At 72.5% G+C, this 18,888-nt stretch carries 9 protein-coding genes; 2 read left to right on the top strand and 7 right to left on the bottom strand.

Translation table 11 applies throughout. The features are described 5' to 3' along the window. Positions 1-381: 381 nt before the first annotated feature. The gene (gene rpoB / locus CNX65_RS32520; protein WP_096497138.1) at positions 382-3,864 is read left to right on the top strand and encodes a DNA-directed RNA polymerase subunit beta; all 3,483 of its coding nucleotides are present in this window, start codon (positions 382-384) and stop codon (positions 3,862-3,864) included. 117 nt (positions 3,865-3,981) lie between these two features. Continuing rightward, entirely contained in the window at positions 3,982-7,878 is a 3,897-nt protein-coding gene (locus tag CNX65_RS32515; protein WP_096497137.1) for a DNA-directed RNA polymerase subunit beta', read from the top strand. Between the two features lie 228 nt (positions 7,879-8,106). Here the strand turns inward: CNX65_RS32515 and CNX65_RS32510 are convergent, their stop codons facing one another. Genes CNX65_RS32510 through CNX65_RS32480 form a run of 7 tightly spaced genes read right to left on the bottom strand, consistent with a single transcriptional unit; the run spans position 8,107 to position 18,317 of the window. Next, positions 8,107-8,400: a TFIIB-type zinc ribbon-containing protein gene (locus tag CNX65_RS32510; protein WP_015805300.1), complete on the bottom strand. Its 294-nt coding sequence runs from the start codon at positions 8,398-8,400 to the stop codon at positions 8,107-8,109. Between the two features lie 36 nt (positions 8,401-8,436). Next, on the bottom strand, positions 8,437-9,297 hold the full coding sequence (locus CNX65_RS32505) for a phosphotransferase family protein (RefSeq protein ID WP_096497136.1): 861 nt from the start codon (positions 9,295-9,297) through the stop codon (positions 8,437-8,439). 19 nt (positions 9,298-9,316) lie between these two features. Then, positions 9,317-10,972 carry a hypothetical protein gene (locus CNX65_RS32500; protein ID WP_096497135.1) on the bottom strand — a complete coding sequence of 552 codons (1,656 nt, stop codon included), beginning with the start codon at positions 10,970-10,972 and terminating at the stop codon, positions 9,317-9,319. Then, complete coding sequence (locus CNX65_RS32495) at positions 10,969-11,517, bottom strand: scabin-related ADP-ribosyltransferase (protein WP_096497134.1); 549 nt, start codon at positions 11,515-11,517, stop codon at positions 10,969-10,971. Before CNX65_RS32495 ends, CNX65_RS32500 begins: the two co-directional genes overlap by 4 nt. Then, complete coding sequence (locus CNX65_RS32490) at positions 11,514-17,366, bottom strand: WXG100-like domain-containing protein (protein ID WP_096497133.1); 5,853 nt, start codon at positions 17,364-17,366, stop codon at positions 11,514-11,516. The genes CNX65_RS32495 and CNX65_RS32490 overlap by 4 nt, the downstream gene beginning before the upstream one ends. 1 nt (position 17,367) lies before the next feature. Continuing rightward, positions 17,368-17,688, bottom strand: coding sequence for a WXG100 family type VII secretion target (locus CNX65_RS32485; protein ID WP_096497132.1), 321 nt, complete (start codon positions 17,686-17,688; stop codon positions 17,368-17,370). Then, positions 17,685-18,317: a YbaB/EbfC family nucleoid-associated protein gene (locus CNX65_RS32480; protein ID WP_096497131.1), complete on the bottom strand. Its 633-nt coding sequence runs from the start codon at positions 18,315-18,317 to the stop codon at positions 17,685-17,687. The genes CNX65_RS32485 and CNX65_RS32480 overlap by 4 nt, the downstream gene beginning before the upstream one ends. Positions 18,318-18,888: the final 571 nt, after the last annotated feature.

Here is an 18,888-nt window from a genome sequence, read left to right as displayed (position 1 = left end):
TATTCGCCGTCACCGCCCCACGGTCCCGACCGGCGGTTTTCCCCCGCCCGTACCGCCCGCGTCCGCTTCGGACGCCGACCCCCGCGTCGTTCTCGCAGGTCACGGCCGTCACTTCCGGTAAACGCGCGGTGCGCCACGAGGGTGATCGTCGCGTGGCATCTTGACTGCGAGCGTCGTCCGGGTCACTCTGTCGGTGAGCACGAGAAAGGTCCTTCCAGGTGCCTCTCGACAGCCTGCGCGCGCGCAGCTAGACTGCCCCTTTGCGCTGCCCTCTTTCCGTTTGCCCTTCGCCGAGAGCTGGATTGCCGGGCATCGCCGCACCCTTGACAGCCGTGCTAGTTCCGCTGACTAGCCAGCTACCTGTCCCTGGAAGGACGCATCTTGGCGATCTCTCGCGCGACCAAGGCCACTGCTGCGACCAACTCCACGTCGGGGATCCCTGGAGCGCCGAAGCGGGTTTCGTTTGCGAAGATCCACGAGCCGCTCCAGACGCCCAACCTGCTCGACCTCCAGATCCAGTCGTTCGAGTGGCTCACCGGCGACGAGGCGTGGTTCCAGCGCCGCGTCGACGAGGGCGACGAGGCGCCGACGGGCGGCCTCGAAGAGGTCCTGAACGAGATCTCCCCCATCGAGGACTTCTCCGGCTCGATGTCCCTGTCCTTCTCCGATCCGCGCTTCGACGAGGTCAAGGCCTCGACCGAGGAGTGCAAGGACAAGGACATGACGTACGCGGCCCCGCTGTTCGTCACCGCGGAGTTCACCAACCACACCACTGGCGAGATCAAGAGCCAGACGGTGTTCATGGGTGACTTCCCGATGATGACGGACAAGGGCACGTTCATCATCAACGGCACCGAGCGGGTCGTCGTGTCCCAGCTCGTCCGTTCCCCCGGCGTCTACTACGACACCGCGATCGACAAGACGACCGACAAGGACGTCTTCTCGGTCAAGATCATCCCTTCCAGGGGCGCGTGGCTGGAGTTCGACGTCGACAAGCGCGACACCGTGGGTGTCCGCATCGACCGCAAGCGCCGCCAGCCGGTCACCGTGCTGCTCAAGGCCCTCGGCTGGAGCACCGAGCAGATCCGCGAGCGCTTCTCCTTCAGCGAGACGCTGCTGACGACCCTGGAGAAGGACCACACGGCGGGCACCGACGAGGCCCTGCTCGACATCTACCGCAAGCTGCGCCCCGGCGAGCCCCCGACGAAGGAGTCCGCCCAGGCCCTGCTGGAGACGCTCTTCTTCAAGGAGAAGCGCTACGACCTCGCCAAGGTCGGCCGGTACAAGGTCAACAAGAAGCTGGGCCTGGACACCCCGATCAGCACCGGCGTGCTGACCGAGGACGACATCGTCACGACGATCGAGTACCTGGTCCGCCTGCACGCCGGTGAGACCAGCATGCAGCCGGGCGAGACCGAGGTGCCGGTCGAGGTCGACGACATCGACCACTTCGGCAACCGCCGCCTGCGCACCGTCGGCGAGCTGATCCAGAACCAGATCCGGGTCGGCCTCTCCCGCATGGAGCGCGTCGTGCGCGAGCGCATGACGACCCAGGACGTCGAGGCGATCACGCCGCAGACCCTGATCAACATCCGTCCCGTCGTGGCGGCGATCAAGGAGTTCTTCGGCACGTCCCAGCTCTCGCAGTTCATGGACCAGACCAACCCGCTGGCCGGTCTGACCCACAAGCGCCGCCTCTCGGCGCTGGGCCCCGGTGGTCTGTCGCGTGAGCGCGCGGGCATGGAGGTCCGCGACGTCCACCCGTCGCACTACGGCCGCATGTGCCCCATCGAGACCCCTGAAGGCCCGAACATCGGCCTGATCGGCTCGCTGTCCTCCTACGGGCGGGTCAACCCGTTCGGCTTCATCGAGACGCCGTACCGCAAGGTCGTCGACGGCCGGGTCACCGACCAGATCGACTACCTGACCGCGGACGAGGAGGACCGGTACGTCAAGGCCCAGGCGAACGCCAGGATCGACGGGGAGGGCAACTTCCTCGAGGGCAAGGTCCTGGTCCGCAAGAAGGGCGGCGAGGTCGAGATGATCGACCCGCGCGACGTCGACTACATGGACGTCTCGCCCCGCCAGATGGTCTCGGCCGCGACGGCGATGATCCCCTTCCTGGAGCACGACGACGCGAACCGTGCCCTCATGGGCGCGAACATGCAGCGCCAGGCGGTGCCGCTGCTGCGCAGCGAGTCCCCGCTGGTCGGCACCGGCATGGAGCTGCGCGCCGCGGTCGACGCCGGTGACGTCGTGGTGGCCAAGAAGACCGGCGTGGTGGAGGAGATCTCCGCCGACTACGTCACGGTCATGGCCGACGACGGCTCCCGCCAGACCTACGGGATGCACAAGTTCCGCCGCTCGAACCAGGGCACCTGCATCAACCAGAAGCCCATCGTGAACGAGGGCGACCGGGTGCAGGTGGGCCAGGTCCTCGCGGACGGCCCGTGCACCGAGAACGGCGAGATGGCCCTGGGCAAGAACCTGCTCGTGGCGATCATGCCGTGGGAGGGCCACAACTACGAGGACGCGATCATCCTGTCGCAGCGCCTCGTGCAGGACGACGTCCTGACCTCGATCCACATCGAGGAGCACGAGATCGACGCCCGCGACACCAAGCTGGGCGCCGAGGAGATCACGCGGGACATCCCGAACGTCTCCGAGGAGGTCCTGGCCGACCTGGACGAGCGCGGCATCATCCGCATCGGCGCCGAGGTCCAGCCGGGCGACATCCTCGTCGGCAAGGTCACGCCCAAGGGCGAGACCGAGCTGACCCCCGAGGAGCGGCTGCTCCGCGCGATCTTCGGCGAGAAGGCGCGCGAGGTCCGCGACACCTCGCTCAAGGTGCCGCACGGCGAGTACGGCAAGGTCATCGGCATCCGCGTGTTCAGCCGCGAGGACGACGACGAGCTGCCCCCCGGCGTGAACGAGCTGGTCCGCGTGTACGTGGCCCAGAAGCGCAAGATCCAGGACGGCGACAAGCTCGCCGGTCGCCACGGCAACAAGGGCGTCATCGGCAAGATCCTCCCCGTCGAGGACATGCCCTTCCTGGAGGACGGCACCCCGGTCGACATCGTGCTGAACACGCACGGCGTCCCCCGTCGTATGAACATCGGCCAGGTCCTGGAGACCCACCTCGGGTGGATCGCCAAGCAGGGCTGGAGCATCAACGGCGACCCGGACTGGGCGAAGAACCTGCCCGCCGACCTCTACGAGGTCGAGCCCGGCACCAAGACCGCCACGCCCGTCTTCGACGGCGCGCGCGAGGAGGAGATCACGGGCCTGCTGGGCTCGACGGTCCCGAACCGCGACGGCGAGCGCATGGTCAAGGAGAACGGCAAGGCGCAGCTCTTCGACGGGCGCAGCGGCGAGCCGTACCCCTTCCCCGTGTCGGTCGGCTACATGTACATCCTGAAGCTGCTGCACCTGGTGGACGACAAGATCCACGCGCGTTCCACCGGCCCGTACTCGATGATCACGCAGCAGCCGCTGGGTGGTAAGGCGCAGTTCGGTGGTCAGCGCTTCGGTGAAATGGAGTGCTGGGCGATGCAGGCGTACGGCGCCGCCTACACCCTGCAGGAGCTGCTCACCATCAAGTCCGACGACGTGCTCGGCCGCGTGAAGGTCTACGAGGCCATCGTCAAGGGCGAGAACATCCCGGAGCCGGGCATCCCGGAGTCCTTCAAGGTGCTGCTCAAGGAGCTCCAGTCGCTGTGCCTCAACGTCGAGGTGCTGTCCTCGGACGGCGCCGCGATCGAGATGCGCGACGGCGACGACGAAGACCTGGAGCGCGCGGCTGCGAACCTCGGCATCAACCTGTCGCGGTCCGAGTCGCCGTCCGTGGACGACGTCGTCAACTGACCCGCCGGAACCGAGGAGGGCGCCCCTACCGGCGCCCCCTCGGTCCCCCCAAGCTCCTGAGCCAGCCCTCCAGCCCTGCTTTCGGGGCAACCGATCCAAAAGGGGAAGAGAGTAGACGTGCTCGACGTCAACTTCTTCGATGAGCTCCGCATCGGTCTCGCCACCGCGGACGACATCCGCCAGTGGTCCTTCGGCGAGGTCAAGAAGCCCGAGACCATCAACTACCGCACGCTCAAGCCGGAGAAGGACGGCTTGTTCTGCGAGAAGATCTTCGGTCCCACCAGGGACTGGGAGTGCTACTGCGGCAAGTACAAGCGCGTGCGCTTCAAGGGCATCATCTGCGAGCGCTGCGGCGTCGAGGTGACCCGCGCCAAGGTGCGCCGCGAGCGCATGGGCCACATCGAACTGGCCGCGCCGGTCACCCACATCTGGTACTTCAAGGGCGTCCCCAGCCGGTTGGGCTACCTGCTCGACCTGGCCCCCAAGGACCTCGAGAAGATCATCTACTTCGCGGCCTACGTCATCGTGGGCGTCAACGCGGAGCTGCGCCACACCGACCAGCCCACGCTCGACAGCGAGATGCAGGTCGAGCGCAAGCGCGTCGAGAACCGCCGCGACGCGGACGTCGAGGCCCGCGCGCAGAAGCTGGAAGCCGACCTGGCCGAGCTGGAGGCCGAGGGCGCCAAGTCCGACGTCCGCCGCAAGGTCAAGGAGGGCGGCGAGCGCGAGATGCGCCAGCTCCGCGACCGCGCCCAGCGCGAGCTGGACCGGCTCGACGAGATCTGGAGCACGTTCGTCAAGCTGGAGCGCGCCCAGCTCATCGCCGACGAGCAGCTCTACCGCGAGCTGTACGACCGGTACGGCGACTACTTCACCGGCGCCATGGGCGCCGAGGCCATCCAGAAGCTGCTCGGCGACTACGACGTGGACGCCGAGGCCGAGGTGCTGCGCGAGACCATCCGCAGCGGCAAGGGCCAGAAGAAGCTCCGCGCCCTCAAGCGCCTCAAGGTCGTCGCCGCGTTCCAGGCGACCCGCAACAACCCGCAGGGCATGGTCCTGGACTGCGTCCCGGTCATCCCGCCGGACCTGCGCCCCATGGTGCAGCTCGACGGTGGCCGCTTCGCGACCTCCGACCTGAACGACCTGTACCGCCGCGTCATCAACCGCAACAACCGCCTCAAGCGACTGATCGACCTCGGCGCGCCCGAGATCATCGTCAACAACGAGAAGCGGATGCTGCAGGAGGCCGTCGACGCGCTGTTCGACAACGGCCGCCGCGGCCGTCCGGTGACCGGTCCGGGCAACCGCCCGCTCAAGTCGCTGTCCGACCTGCTCAAGGGCAAGCAGGGCCGGTTCCGCCAGAACCTGCTCGGCAAGCGCGTCGACTACTCCGGCCGCTCGGTCATCGTCGTCGGCCCGCAGCTCAAGCTGCACCAGTGCGGTCTGCCCAAGCAGATGGCGCTGGAGCTGTTCAAGCCGTTCGTGATGAAGCGCCTGGTGGACCTGAACCACGCGCAGAACATCAAGTCGGCCAAGCGCATGGTCGAGCGCGCGCGCCCCGCGGTGTGGGACGTCCTCGAAGAGGTCATCACCGAGCACCCGGTGCTGCTCAACCGCGCGCCCACGCTGCACCGCCTCGGCATCCAGGCCTTCGAGCCGCAGCTGGTCGAGGGCAAGGCCATCCAGCTCCACCCGCTCGTCTGCGAGGCGTTCAACGCCGACTTCGACGGCGACCAGATGGCCGTCCACCTGCCGCTGTCCGCCGAGGCCCAGGCCGAGGCGCGCGTGCTGATGCTGTCGTCGAACAACATCCTCTCGCCCGCGTCCGGCAAGCCGCTGGCCATGCCGCGACTGGACATGGTGACGGGTCTGTACCACCTGACCTGGCACAAGGAGAACGACCTCGGCGAGGGCCAGGCGTACTCCTCGCCCGCCGAGGCGCAGATGGCGTTCGACCGCAAGGCGCTGGGCCTCCAGGCGATGTGCAAGATCCGCATCACCGACAAGAACCCGCCGCGCGGCCAGGAGCCGGAGGGCTGGGAGCCCGGTCAGCCGTGGCTGGCCGAGACCACCCTCGGCCGGGTGCTGTTCAACGAGGTCCTGCCGCAGGACTACCCGTTCCTGAACGAGGTCATGCCCAAGAAGCGGCAGGCCACGGTCATCAACGACCTCGCCGAGCGGTACCCGATGGTCACCGTCGCCCGGACGCTGGACAAGCTGAAGGACGCCGGCTTCCACTGGGCCACCCGGTCCGGCGTGACCGTCGCGATCTCCGACGTGCTCGTGCCCCAGGCCAAGCAGGGCATCCTGGACGAGTACGAGAAGCTCGCCGACGCGGTGGAGAAGCGCTACCAGCGCGGTCAGCTGTCCTACACCGAGCGCAACAACGAGCTCGTCAAGGTGTGGACCAAGGCGACCGAGGACGTCGCCCAGGTCATGGAGGACAACTTCCCCGAGGACAACTCGATCCGCAAGATCGTGAAGTCCGGCGCGGCGGGCAACATGACCCAGGTCCGCTCCCTCGCGGGCATGCGCGGCCTGGTCACGAACCCGAAGGGCGAGTACATCCCGCGCCCGATCAAGAACTCGTTCCGCGAGGGCTTGTCGGTCCTGGAGTACTTCATCGCCACGCACGGCGCCCGCAAGGGTCTGGCCGACACCGCGCTCCGCACGGCGGACTCGGGCTACCTGACCCGTCGTCTGGTGGACGTCTCGCAGGACGTCATCATCCGCGAGATCGACTGCGGCACCACGCGCGGCGTGGGCATGACCGTGGGCGAGGTCCTGAGCGACCGCGTCGGCCTGCACGAGTTCGCGCAGACCAGCGTGTACGCCCGGACCCTGGCCGAGGACATCACCGACAAGGACGGCAACATCGTCCTCAACCGCGGTGACGACCTGGGCGACCCGGCGCTCCAGACCCTGGTGACCAACAACGTCGTCCGGGTGAAGGTCCGCTCCGTGCTGACCTGCGAGTCCGCGGTCGGCGTGTGCGCGTCCTGCTACGGCCGCTCGATGGCCACCGGCCAGCTGGTCGACGTCGGCGAGGCCGTCGGCATCGTCGCCGCCCAGTCGATCGGTGAGCCCGGCACCCAGCTGACGATGCGCACCTTCCACCAGGGTGGTGTGGCCGGTGACGACATCACCACCGGTCTGCCGCGCGTCCAGGAGCTGTTCGAGGCCCGCGTCCCGAAGGGCAAGGCGCCCATCGCCGACGTCGACGGCCGCGTGCGGATCGAGGACGGCGACCGCTTCTGGAAGATCACCCTCATCCCGGACGACGGGTCCGAGGAGATCCTCTTCGAGAAGCTCTCGAAGCGCCAGCGCCTGGCCAACACGGCCACCGGCCCGCTGCAGGACGGCGACCACGTGAGCGTCGGCCAGCAGCTGCTGGAGGGCACGCCCGACCCGCACGAGGTCCTGCGGGTCATGGGTCCGCGCGAGGCCCAGCTGCACCTGGTGCAGGAGGTCCAGAAGGTCTACCGCGCCCAGGGCGTGGCGATCCACGACAAGCACATCGAGGTCATCGTCCGGCAGATGCTGCGCCGGGTCACGATCATCGACTCGGGTGCGACGGAGTTCCTGCCGGGCTCGCTGGTCGAGCGCGCGGACTTCGAGTCGGGCAACCGCCAGGTCGTGGCCGAGGGCGGCGAGCCCGCCGCCGGTCGCCCGGTCCTGATGGGCATCACGAAGGCGTCGCTGGCCACGGACTCGTGGCTGTCGGCGGCCTCCTTCCAGGAGACGACGCGCGTCCTGACCGACGCCGCCATCAACGGGCGGTCGGACAAGCTGATCGGCCTGAAGGAGAACGTGATCATCGGTAAGCTGATCCCGGCCGGCACCGGCATCAACCGGTACCGGAACATCCAGGTCCAGCCGACCGAGGAGGCGCGCGCCGCCGCGTACGCCATCCCGAGCTACGACGACGGCTACTACACGCCGGACGTGTTCGGGACCGGCACGGGCGCCGCGGTTCCGCTGGACGACTACGACTTCGGCCGCGACTACCGCTGACCGGAGCTCTGGTTGTGGGAAGGCCCTCGGCGTTTCGCCGGGGGCCTTCTCCCGTTGTCGGGGCTGGTTCCCGACCGGGGAGAAGCAGATCGGCGGCGCCCCTGCGCGGGGCGCCGCCGATCTCGTTCAGCTCCGGTGAAGGTCCGGGCGATCTGCTGGTCCGGTGACGGCCAGCCCCCTCGGTCCCCCCGCGTGGTTCACCCCCGCGTGGTCACCGCCCCCGAGCGGTCACGAGGAGTAGAACAGGCCGGACAGGCCGCGGTGCTTGCGGTGGCCGTAGTGGCCGCCGTAGTGCGGCTGGCCCCAGACGGGCGGCGGCTGCTGCACGTAGTGGACCTGCGCGGGCGCGGGCGCGGCGGCGGGAGGGGGCGGCGGCGGGGTGGCCATCTGCTTCTCCAGCCGGGTGATCGCCTCCAGCTCGCCGTAGTCGAGGAAGACGCCCCGGCAGCCGTCGCACTGCTCGATGTGCACGCCCATCCGGTCATAGGTGCGCATCTGCGCATGGCACTTGGGACACTGCATCACTGCTACCTCCTGTTGCGCCCGGTGACCGCGATATTAGCCGCGGCGCGGTCCCCGGTGGGCCGAGACGATCCGGTCGCAGGTCGCGACCAGGGCTTCCTGAGCGGGTTCCAGCGGCACGCCGTCGCGGACCGACGCGCTCAGCGCCCGAGCCGCCAGCTGCACGACGAGCGCGCGGGCGGGCGCCTCCAGCGCGGCCCACGGGTCGGCGGGGTCGACGGCCGGCCCGCCCGCGCCCAGGTAGGCGGTGAGCAGCCGGTCCCACTCGCGCCCGTCGAGCACCCCGGCGAGCAGCAGCGCGGCGGGCCGGGCGAGGTCCCAGGCGGGGTGGCCCCGGCCGAGGTCGTCGAGGTCGATGAGCCGCCAGGCGCCGCCGTGGCGCAGCAGCTGCCCGAGGTGCCAGTCGCCGTGGATCAGCGCGGACCCGCGCGGCGGGTCGGGCAGCGTGCCGAACGCGCCCCGCACGACGTCCGCGCCGGGCGCCCCGGCGGGCACCTCCCGCACGGCCCGCGCCATCCGGCTCCAGGCCCCCGCCTCGGGCGTGCCGGGCGGCACGGGCGCCAGGTGCAGCGCGGCCAGCAACCGCCCGGCGTCCGCCAGCGGGAACTCCTCGGGCGCGGACTGCGGCACGGCCTCCCCGAAGGGCCACCGCGTCACCACCCGCCCCAGCACCTCGACCGGCGGCCCGAGCGGCGCGAGCAGCACCCCGCCGAGCCCGCGCGCGACCTCCAGCCGAACCCCGAGCGCCGAGCCGTCGGTGCCGCGCTCGTGCGCCTTGAGCACGACGTCCCCGACCCGCACGACCACGACGTCCCCGCGCACCGCGACGACCTCGACCGCGCCGGAGCCGTCCTCGGCCCCGGCGAGCGCGCCCATCGCGGTGATCAACTCGTCCACGACGTCAGTGAACCACCCGTCAGGCGCCCGGCGGGGGCGGCTGCTGCCCCTCGGCCGCGCCCTGCCCGTCGCCCTGCGCCTGCGGCAGGTCCACCGGCTCGCGCAGCGCCGTCGTGTAGCTGTAGAAGAACCCGATCAGGTAGGTCGCCGCGTCGCCGGGGTTGTCGAAGGCCGCGAAGAACTGCCGCCGCCCCCGGTAGTCCCAGTAGACGACGAAGTCGTCGTCCTGCCGCACCAGGTTGATCGCGCCGTCGGCGTGCTCGCCCAGCGAGTACGCCATCGGGTTCAGGCCCAGGTGCTCGGCGATGCCCCGCGCCGCGTCCAGCGCCGTCTCGACCTCTTCGGCCACCCCCGGTTCGAGGTCCGCGAGGTCGAGGCCGCCCTGCCGGTTCGTCGCGTACGACAGCGCCCGCGCCCGCGCCACCGACGACACCCGCTCCGGCAGCAGGTAGCGCTGCGACCTGATGTGCGCGAGCAGCCCCGGTTCGGGGGGCAGGTCGTGGCGCTCCAGGTAGTAGGCGATCATCCCCGCCCACACCCACCGGCCGTCGGTCAGGAACACCGAGGGCACCGTCTCGGGGTGCGCCGGGTCGAGGCGGTCGACCTCCAGGCCCCGACCGGTCAGCACCGCGACCGCGTTGTTCAGGTAGGACAGCACCAGCTGCCGCTCGTCCGGGTGCAGCCGGGGGCGGTGGGAGGCGACCCGGTACCCCGTCTCGTCGTTGCCGGAGAAGTGCTCGAACACCCTGGCCGGGATCATCGCCGGGACCGGGGGCTCCGGCCACGGGAGCACGCCGTGCTCCGGGGTGACCTCCAGGTCCAGCCCGTCCGAGTTGGCCCGCACCACCCACTCCGGCGCGTCCTGGACCGCCCTGGGGAAGCGCAGCAGGTCGTGCTTGACCAGCGGGTTGGGGTGCTCGTTCGGGTGGCGGAAGGTGAACGTGCGCCAGCGCGGCTCGCTCTGCCAGTCGTACGAGGCGACCACCTCGCCGTCCGGGGTGAAGGTCAGGTCGGCCTTGTACCAGGCGCCCCGCGACGACCGGTACATCCGGGAGCGCAGCCGGTCGAACCACTGGCCCACCATCAGCGGCGGGTACCAGTGGACGACGCCCTCGGCCCCCTCCTGCCGGGCGGTCGCGGTCAGCACCTGCCAGCCGCTCAACGCCTCCACCTCGATCCGCGCCGACAGCCAGCGCTCCGGCGCGTGCTCGGCGATCAGCGCCTTGAGCGCGGCCAGGTGCTCCTCGACGCCCTCCTCGGGGTCGGGCTCGGGGATCTCCGGCATCCGGTAGAGGAACGGCGCGGGGGAGGTGTCGGTGTGCGGGAGGTAGGAGGCGCGGTACTGGAACAGGCTCTCCACCTCGTCCAGCGAGGGCGTCATGACGGCCTGCGGCGGGGGGACCTCGCCCTCGGGCAGCCGCCAGCCCGACGCCGTCACCAGGAGCCTGCCGTCCTCGAAGCGCCTCACGAGCGTCCCGGTCCGGCCCCCCGCGGTCACGCAGGGCCAGACGGTCAGCACCGCCTCGTACGAGTTCGGCGGCTGCCCGACCGAGCCGTCCGCGAAGGTGAGCCTGCCGCCGAAGGGGCTCCACTCCCAGGACTCCAGCGCGCGCGGCTCGTCGTTGGCGACCACGCAGCGGACCGGGGCCGCGGACTCGGGGAAGATCGCTCTCACTTCTGCGCTCCGGTGCTGCCGACCCACTCGACCTCGTCGGGGGCGAAGGCTTCGTTGGGGATGGTGTCCTTGAAGGTCTTCGAGTGGAGGTAGAGGTACCCGTACTCGTCGAGCCGGTAGGCGAGCAGGAGCGGGATCGCCTCCTTCACCAGCGCGCCCGGCACGCCGCCGGGGATCAGCAGCTGCCCGCGCTGCTCCGCGGGGAGCGGCGGGAGCCCCCGCTCGTGCCAGGTGGCGTCCACGTGCAGCCCGTTCGGGTGGAAGACCTGGTACAGGTACTCGACCTTGACCCAGCTCCTGCTGTCCCGGACCACTGTCGCAGCCCGCTCGTCGGGGCGCTGGAGCAGCGGGTTCTCCACCCCGAGGGAGAAGGACACGAACGCGCTCCGCCCGACCTGGCCCAGCATGACGTGGTGGTCGAGGCCGAACTCGTCGCCGCCCGGCCGGAAGCCCTCGGCGAAGACCTGCTCGGGAGGCGTGCCCTCGCGCCGGAAGAGCGCGTTCTCCGGGTTCAGGTAGTCGGGGGCTTTCCGCCAGATGATCATGTTCTGCCGCCTGTCCGCGTCGCGCCCCGCTCGGGGTCGGGGTCGAAGCCGGGGTTCTCGACGTGCTCGCCGATCGACCGGCGCGTCACGTTCTTGAAGTCGGGGACGCCGTCCACGAGGGGGACGACCATCCGGACCAGGAAGGACGAGGAGATGTTCCGGGGCGGGACGCCGCCGGGCACGACGACCTCGCTCTCCTGGTGCGCGGAGTTGCCCGACATGCCGCGCACCGGGTTGTCCCGCAGGGTGGCGTCGGCGTCGATGCCCGCCGGGACGTGGAAGGCGTGCACCCACGCCTCGACCGTCGCGGTGCCGTCGTTGTTGTCGAACACCTCGTACGGGGTGCGGGCGCCGCCCGGCTCGTGCTGCGCGCCGGTGCGGGAGAAGATGTCCTTCAGGTCCCGGCAGGCCGACACGAACCCGCTGTTGGTGGTGTTCCCGGAGATGTGCGACTCCACGTTGAAGTGGTGGTCGGCGGGGTCGCCGATCGGCGTGAAGCCCTCGGTCGTCACCTGCCCGGGACCTCGGGAGTCCATCCGGTAGTAGGCGTTCTTCTTGAGGTGCCACTCGTCCCCGTACGAGTGCCAGACCAGCCGCTTGAGCTTGCTCGCGCTCCCCAGGACCAGGTCGTGGACCTCCTGGCCGGTGAGGCCGAGGTCGTTCCTGGTGATCTCCTCGGGAGCCGACCTGGTCAGCCGGTACTCCTCCGGGATGGGCTCGCCGGGCTTGAAGTCGTACTCCTCGTACTTCGGACGGCCGCGCTCCTCCAGGTACCTGTTCAGGTCGTTCAGGAACTCCGGGGTGACGCCGTGCTCGGGCACGTCGGGCAGGTGGACGAAGCGCCCGTCGTCGCCGACGTAGCTCATCCGGGTCAGCTCGCGGGCCTCCTCCGGGGTCAGCGCGTAGCCGCCCTCCGCGCGGTAGGCCCGCAGCGCCTCCTCGCGCAGCAGCACCTCGGCCTCGCGCCGCCTGCGCTCGTCCTGCGGCAGCTCCCGCAGCTCCTCGTCGGACAGGCCGTCGGGCCAGCCGTCCGGGGGGATCGTCTGCTTCCTCGGGTCGACCCACTCCAGCCCGGAGGGGGTCTTCACGGCGTCCCGGAGCGCCGCTTCCCGGTCGAGCTGCTCGTGGAAGGCGGCCAGGAAGTCCTCGAGCAGCTGGTCGGTGGGCGTGCGCTCGTCGGGCTCGGCCCCGGTCCCGAGGTCGTCGCCGAGGTCGTGGGCGGGCTGCTCGCGCTGGGGGGTGCCAGGGGCCCCGGTGTCCTCCGGCCGGTGGTCGGGGGTCCGGTCGGGGGCCGGGGTGTGGTCGCGCCCGACGGGGGTGGTGAGGTCGGCGAGCCGGTCGGCGATACCGCGCGGCGCGGCGGGTGGGGCGGTGGGTGGCGCGGGCTCGACGGGCTTCGCGGCGGTTCCCGGCTCAGCCGACCGCTCGGGCCTCGGCTGCGCAGGCGCGGCCTGTTCCGGCGCGGCCTGCGCGGGCTTGGTCTGCTCGGGCGCGACCTCTTCGGGCCTGATCTGCTCGGGCTTGATCCCGCTTGGTGCGACCTGTTCCGGCGCGCTCTGCGCGGGCACGTCCTGTGGGGACGGCTGGTGGGTCCGCGGCTGGTCCGCGAGCGCCTGCTGCGGGTGCCCGGTGGTCTGCTGGACCTCGGGGGCGGGCAGGTCGGTGGCCTGCTGCGGGCGTGCGGGGGTCTCCGCGCGCGGGGCGCCCGGCTGCTGCGCGTCCGGGGACGCCGGTTGATGCGCGGGCGGGCGCTCGCCCTGCGGCTGACCACCTGCCGGAGGGGGCGGGGGCGTGGGCCGCTGGCCGCGGTTGTCGAGCTGGGGTGCGGACGGCGCGACCCGGTCGCCCTGCTGCTGGAAGCCGGTGGGCGGGGTCTGGCCGTATCGCGGCTGCTGCGCCTGACCAGGCTGCGGTGAACCCGGTCGAGCGGGGCCCGGCTGGGCAGGGCTGGTCTGCGGGGTGTTCGGCCGTGCGGGACCTGGCTGCTGCGAGCCGGGCTGCTGCGAGCCGGGCTGAGCGAGACCGGGGCGCGTGAAACCGGGCTGCGTGAAACCGGGCCGTCCGGGACCGGGGTTCGGGCCGAACCGCTGCGGACCCGGCCTGCCCGCGCCGGGAGGCGTGGAACCCGCCTGCGGCGGCGGGCCCTGCCGGTAGCCCGGCTGCGCGGGGCCGGTTCGCGCGGGGTGGGACTGCGCGGGGTGGGATTGCGCGGGGTGGGACTGCGGGAGGCCGGTCTGCGGGGGCCTCGGCTGGGCGAAGCCCTGCGGCTGGCCCATCGGCTGACCGCCGGTCCGCTGTCCACCCGTGAACTGGCCGATTCCAGGCTGCCCGCTCGCGGGCTGGCTGACCCTGGGCTGGCCGCTCGCGGGCTGGCCGAGCCCAGGCTGGCCGCCCATCGACTGGCCGCTCGCGGGGTGGCCGCCCATCCGCTGTCCGCCCGCAGGCTGGCCGCTCGCAGGCCGGTGACCCGCCTGCTGCTGGTAGCCCTGCGGGATGCCCGGCTGCGGGGGCTGGACGCCCGGTCGGCTCGCACCGGGGTGCTGGTCCTGGCGGCCGGGCGGCTGGCCGGGGTGACCGCCCTGCTGGGTGGTCGCGCCGAAGTGGCCCTGCCCGAGCGGCTGCCTCGCGGCGGGCTGCCCGAACTGCTGCGCGCCGGGGGCGCCGTTCGGCGTGCGCTGGGAGTTGTCGCCGTTGCCGAAGGGCTCGAGGGCCTGCGGCCTGCCGGGGGGCGCCTGCCTGCCCAGCTGGCCGTGGGGGGACTGCGCGCCGCCTGGCCAGCCGGGGTGTCCGGCGGTCTGGCCGGGTGGGACCGGCGCCGACGGGTGGGCTGCGGGCGGCTGGGGCTGTGGGGCGTTCCAGGTCTGCCGGCCGGTGAGGCCCTGCTGCTGGCGCTGCTGCTGCGCGGCCTCCGGGGTCCAGCCTCGGAAGGGGGAGTTCGCGTGCGGGTCGGTGTCGGCCTGGCGGGTGAGCACGGCCTTCACCCAGCCGAGCGCGCCCTTGCCCGACCTGGTCTGGTGCGGGGTGCCCGCCTGGCCGCCGTGCGGGTCGTGCGCGGGACCGGTCCAGGGCGGCGGCTGGTCGGGGGCGGCGCGGTGCCAGGCCCTCGGGGCCTTGCCCGGCGTGGTGTCGCCCCAGCCCGCGTCGTGGCCCGGCGGGGTGGTCGAGTTGTGGTCGGTGCTGGTGCCGTCCGGCCGGTGGGTGATCCACGAGCCGTTGGGCGGCCAGCCGGGGGCGCCGTCCGGGCGGTCGGGGGAGGACTCCCTCGACGAGGCGAACACGTTGCCCGCCTCGTCCACCCACGCGTACTTCGACGGGGCGATGACGTCCGCGCCCAGCTCGCGGGCGAGCTGCGCGGCGAAGCCGTTCGGGTCCGTGCCGGTGTTGCAGGAGATCAGCCGGATCGGCTTCTCGCCGTCCCAGTCGCCGGTGGACCGGATGATGTCCGCCAGCTGCCTGGGCGACAGGCGGGTGCCGTCCACCGACGCGCTGGTCCCGGTGCCGTGGACGTCGACGGTGTAGGTGCGCGGGTCCTCCGTGACCCGGTCCGCCGAGCGGTGCACGGCCGGGTGGAGCTTGTCCTGGTGCAGCGAGAGGCCCGAGCGGGTCAGGGCCGCGCGCGGCTGGAGGTGCGCCAGCTCCGGGGGCAGCGAGAACCGCTTGCGCATCCGCGACGCCTGCTCCTGCTCGGTGCGCGGGCGCGGGGCCTCGCCCACCGGGTCGCGGTGCGGGGCGGCCGGGCCGTCCTGGGGGAGGGCGGGGGCGTCCACCTGGTGCGCGGGGGCGTCGGCGCGCTGAGGCGTCGTGGCGTCCGGGTGGTGCGCCGGGGCGGTCGGTCGCTGCGGCGGGACGTCCTGGTTCGGGCCGTCCTGGTGCCGGGCCGGGCCGTCCGGGCGGCGCGCGGGCGCGGGCTGGCGCTGGTCCGGTGCGGGGCGCTCGGACCGGTGCGGCTGGGCCGGATCGACCTGGGGCCTGCCGGGGTGACCCTGCTGCTGCGGGAGCGGGCCGGTCGGCTGGGGGCTGTGCTGCGGGAAGTGCGGCTGCTGCTGGAACGCCTGCTGCTGGAACGGCTGCTGCGGGCGACCGTCCGGGGTGGGCTGGTCCGGCGCGCGGTGCGGGAAGGGCGGCGGGGCCTGCTGCGGCGACCAGCCGCCCTGGAACTGCGGGGTCGTCGTGCCGCTCTGCTGGGTGGTCGTGCCCTGGTGTGAAGGAGCCGGGTGGGAGGGAGCTGGTTGGGAGGGAGCCGGGTGGGAGGGAGCTGGTTGGGAGGGAGCCGGGTGGGAGGGAGCCGGGTGGGCGGAGGGCTGCTGGACCGGCGCCTGCTGAGCGGGGGACTGGTGGGCGGGCGCCTGCGGGGTGGAGGGCTGGTGGGCCGCCGCCGGGGACTGGTGTGGCTGCTGCGGCGCGGGCGCGGTGGTGTTCGGGGTGTGCGCGGGCTGGGTGCTGCTGGGGGGCGCGGCCGGGGTGTGGGGCTGCGTCGGGTGGGACTGGGGTGTGGGGGAGTGCGGCTGGGCAGGGGGCGGGGTGGTGGTTCTCGGGGGTGACTGCTGCGCCTGCGTGCCGCTGCTGTTGCTCTGCGTGGGCGTGGGCGCCTGCGCGGGAGCGGGCTGGGGGAACTGCTGGGGCGCCGCCTGCTGCGACTGCCTCGGCGTGGGCTCCTGGGAGGACTGCGGCGCGTGGGCGGGTTCCGCAGGGGTGGTCGTCGCGTACGACGTCGACGTCGCGTCCTGCGCGCGCCTGAGCGGCGGGGAGTCCGCGTTCGGCGTGAGGGGCGGGGCGCCCTGGCCGCCGCCGTCGTGAGGTGCGCTCACCGGCGTCGGCGTCGGCGTCGGCGTTGATGTCGGGGTCGACCGCGCGTCCAGGTCCAGCCCGGTCGGCGAGGCGCCGCCTGGGTCCGGGGAGCCGCCGAGGTCCGGCGACCCGCCCGGATCACCCGCCGAGCCGCCGTGCGAGCCGCCGTCGAAGTGGGTCTTCGCGCCCCCGACCGCGCCTCCCAGGCCGCCGCTCGCCGCGCTCTGCAGCAGGTCGTCGAACTTCACGCCCTCGCCCGTGACGACCGCCTCCGCGACCGTCGACGCCACGCCCGTGACCGCCTCCTCGGCCGCCTCGCGCGCCGCGTTCCTGGCCAGGCCCTCGGTCGCGCTGCCGAGGAGCTTGTCCCCGCCCGCGCCGACCAGCGCGCCCGTCGCCCCGGAGATCGCGCCGGACAGGGCCGCGTCGCCGACCAGCTTCCCGTCGACGCCCTTCCGGTCGCCCCGCGCGATCTGGATCGCCTGCACCGCCAGGTCCGTGCCGACCGACGTGGCCACCTCGGTCACCACCGACCGCACGACCGTGCCCACCAGGCTCCGCCCCAGCCGCTGCGCCAGCGACTGGATGAGCTTGCGCACGATCGTCTGGATGGTCGCCCTGGTGGCGATCTGCGCGGGCACGATGCCCGCCGTCGACGCCCCCGCCGTGACGAACGCCGACGCCAGCATCGCCAGCAGCTCGGCGAGGAAGATCCCCAGCGCGATCAGGATCGACAGCTTCGCGTACTCGATCTGCAGCGCGCAGTTGCGGCACTGGTCGCCCAGCTCCCGCGACCGCTCCTCCAGCGCCCGCAGCGCCGCCTGGTCGCCGTCGGCGTACTGCGCCCAGAACTCGCGGACCGCGTCGGCCGCCTCGCCGTCCATGCTGGACAGCGCCTCGGCCACCGCCGCGTCCGCGTCCCGGAGCGCCGCGTCCACGTCCTCGGCCGCCCGGTCCCACGCCGCGCCGACCCTGCGCAGCGCGGTCTCGTCGCCCTCCGGCCACTCGCCCGCCGCCAGCCAGGCGACCTGCTCCAGCCAGCCGGGGATCTCGATGCCCACGTCAGCCGTCCGCCCGGCCCATGCGCGCCCGGATCTCGTCGTCCAGCCGCCGCATCGACTCCGCCTGCTCGGTCAGGCCGTCCGCGATGGAAGCCATCGCGCCCGCGGCCTTCTTCATCACGTCCTGCGCCTTGGCCGCGTTCGGCTCGTAGGCCTTCGCGAACTGCTGCCCGGACTCGTCCCCGCCCCAGCACGCGCCCTCGGCCGCCAGCGCCGAGGTGAGCGCGGCGATCCGCTCGCCGAAGTCCTCGCCGACGGCGCCGAGCTTCCTGGCGGCGGCGACGACCGCCTCCACCTCGAGCTGCACCTGCCCGCCGGTCACCAGCGGTCACCCCTGTTCATGATCGAGTTCCCGCCGAAGTCCTCGTCGTCGTCCGACGGCGCGGGCCTGCGCGGGGCGGGCTGCGCGGGGCGCTGCGGGGGCTGGCCGTACGGGGGCTGCGCGGCGGGCGGCTCGGGCTGCGGGGCCGACGCGCCGCGCAGCACCGGGCCGTCGAAGTCGTCACCGGGCGGCGGGGGCGGCGGGGCGACGTCGCGCTGCTCGACCCTCAGCACGTCCCGCAGCGACGGCGCGCCCGGCAGCACGTCGGGCAGGTCGACCAGGCGCCCGCCGTCCTCGGCCAGCGGGGCCACCGCGCCGCTCACCTGCTCGCGGACCGAGCCTGCGGCCTGCCGCACCACCTGGGTGATGGTCCTGGCCAGCTGCTCCGGGGTGGACCGCTCGAACGCGCGGGGCGACAGCTCCAGCCGGTCCAGCACGCCCGTCGCGTCGACCACCGCGGTCACGGCGCCGTCCGGCGACGACGCGCGACCGGACAGGGCGGCGACGGCGGCCTGCACGTCCTTCAACGCCTCGGTGCGCTGCCTCACCTCGCGCATGACGCTGTCGAGGGTGTCGCGCAGCTGGGCGTTCCGGGCGGCCAGCGCGTCGTTGTCGTCCCAGTCGGGCATGGCGGCGTCGGGGCCTTCCGGTGACGGTGGGTGAGGGGGAGCGCATCGGAATCTAATGCTCCCGCGGACCCCTGTACCGGGAATCGGCGCATTGCTCCGGGGCTCGCGGGCGGTCCGTCCTGGACTGTCCGAAGTGGCCGTCCGAACGCGGTCCGGAGGGTGGGGCCGGTCGCGCCGTCCCGCTCCCCGCGCACCCCCGTCCGGGCGGGCGATCGCGCGGTGACCGCCCCCGTCTGCGCGAGGGTGACCGCCGACCGTGCGCGGGTCCCGTCGCGCGGTTCGGTGAACCTCGTGCCACTGGTGGCCACGCGGCGCTGAACTGCGCCGGGAAACCCGGATGCGGATCTCCCGAACCGGTGGTTGAATCGTCCGCACGGGTGAACGACTGCGGGATCCGCCCCCGGGGCGGGGCCGTTTTGACCGGTGCTAACCGTGCGGAGTATCTTTGGTACTCGTGCCCGACCCATGTCGGGCCGCTCCGCGTGCCTACGCGCCAGTTGTTCTGGAAGGCGGGTCGCGGTGTCCTCCACACGCAGGGGCGTCCTGGGACGTGGCCTGCGGACCTGTGGTG

The organism is Actinosynnema pretiosum (assembly GCF_002354875.1).
GTDB classification, from domain to species: Bacteria; Actinomycetota; Actinomycetes; order Mycobacteriales; family Pseudonocardiaceae; genus Actinosynnema; species Actinosynnema auranticum.
The sequence above is the reverse complement of the archived record's forward strand: the minus strand, read 5'-3'. Positions and strand labels throughout refer to the sequence as shown.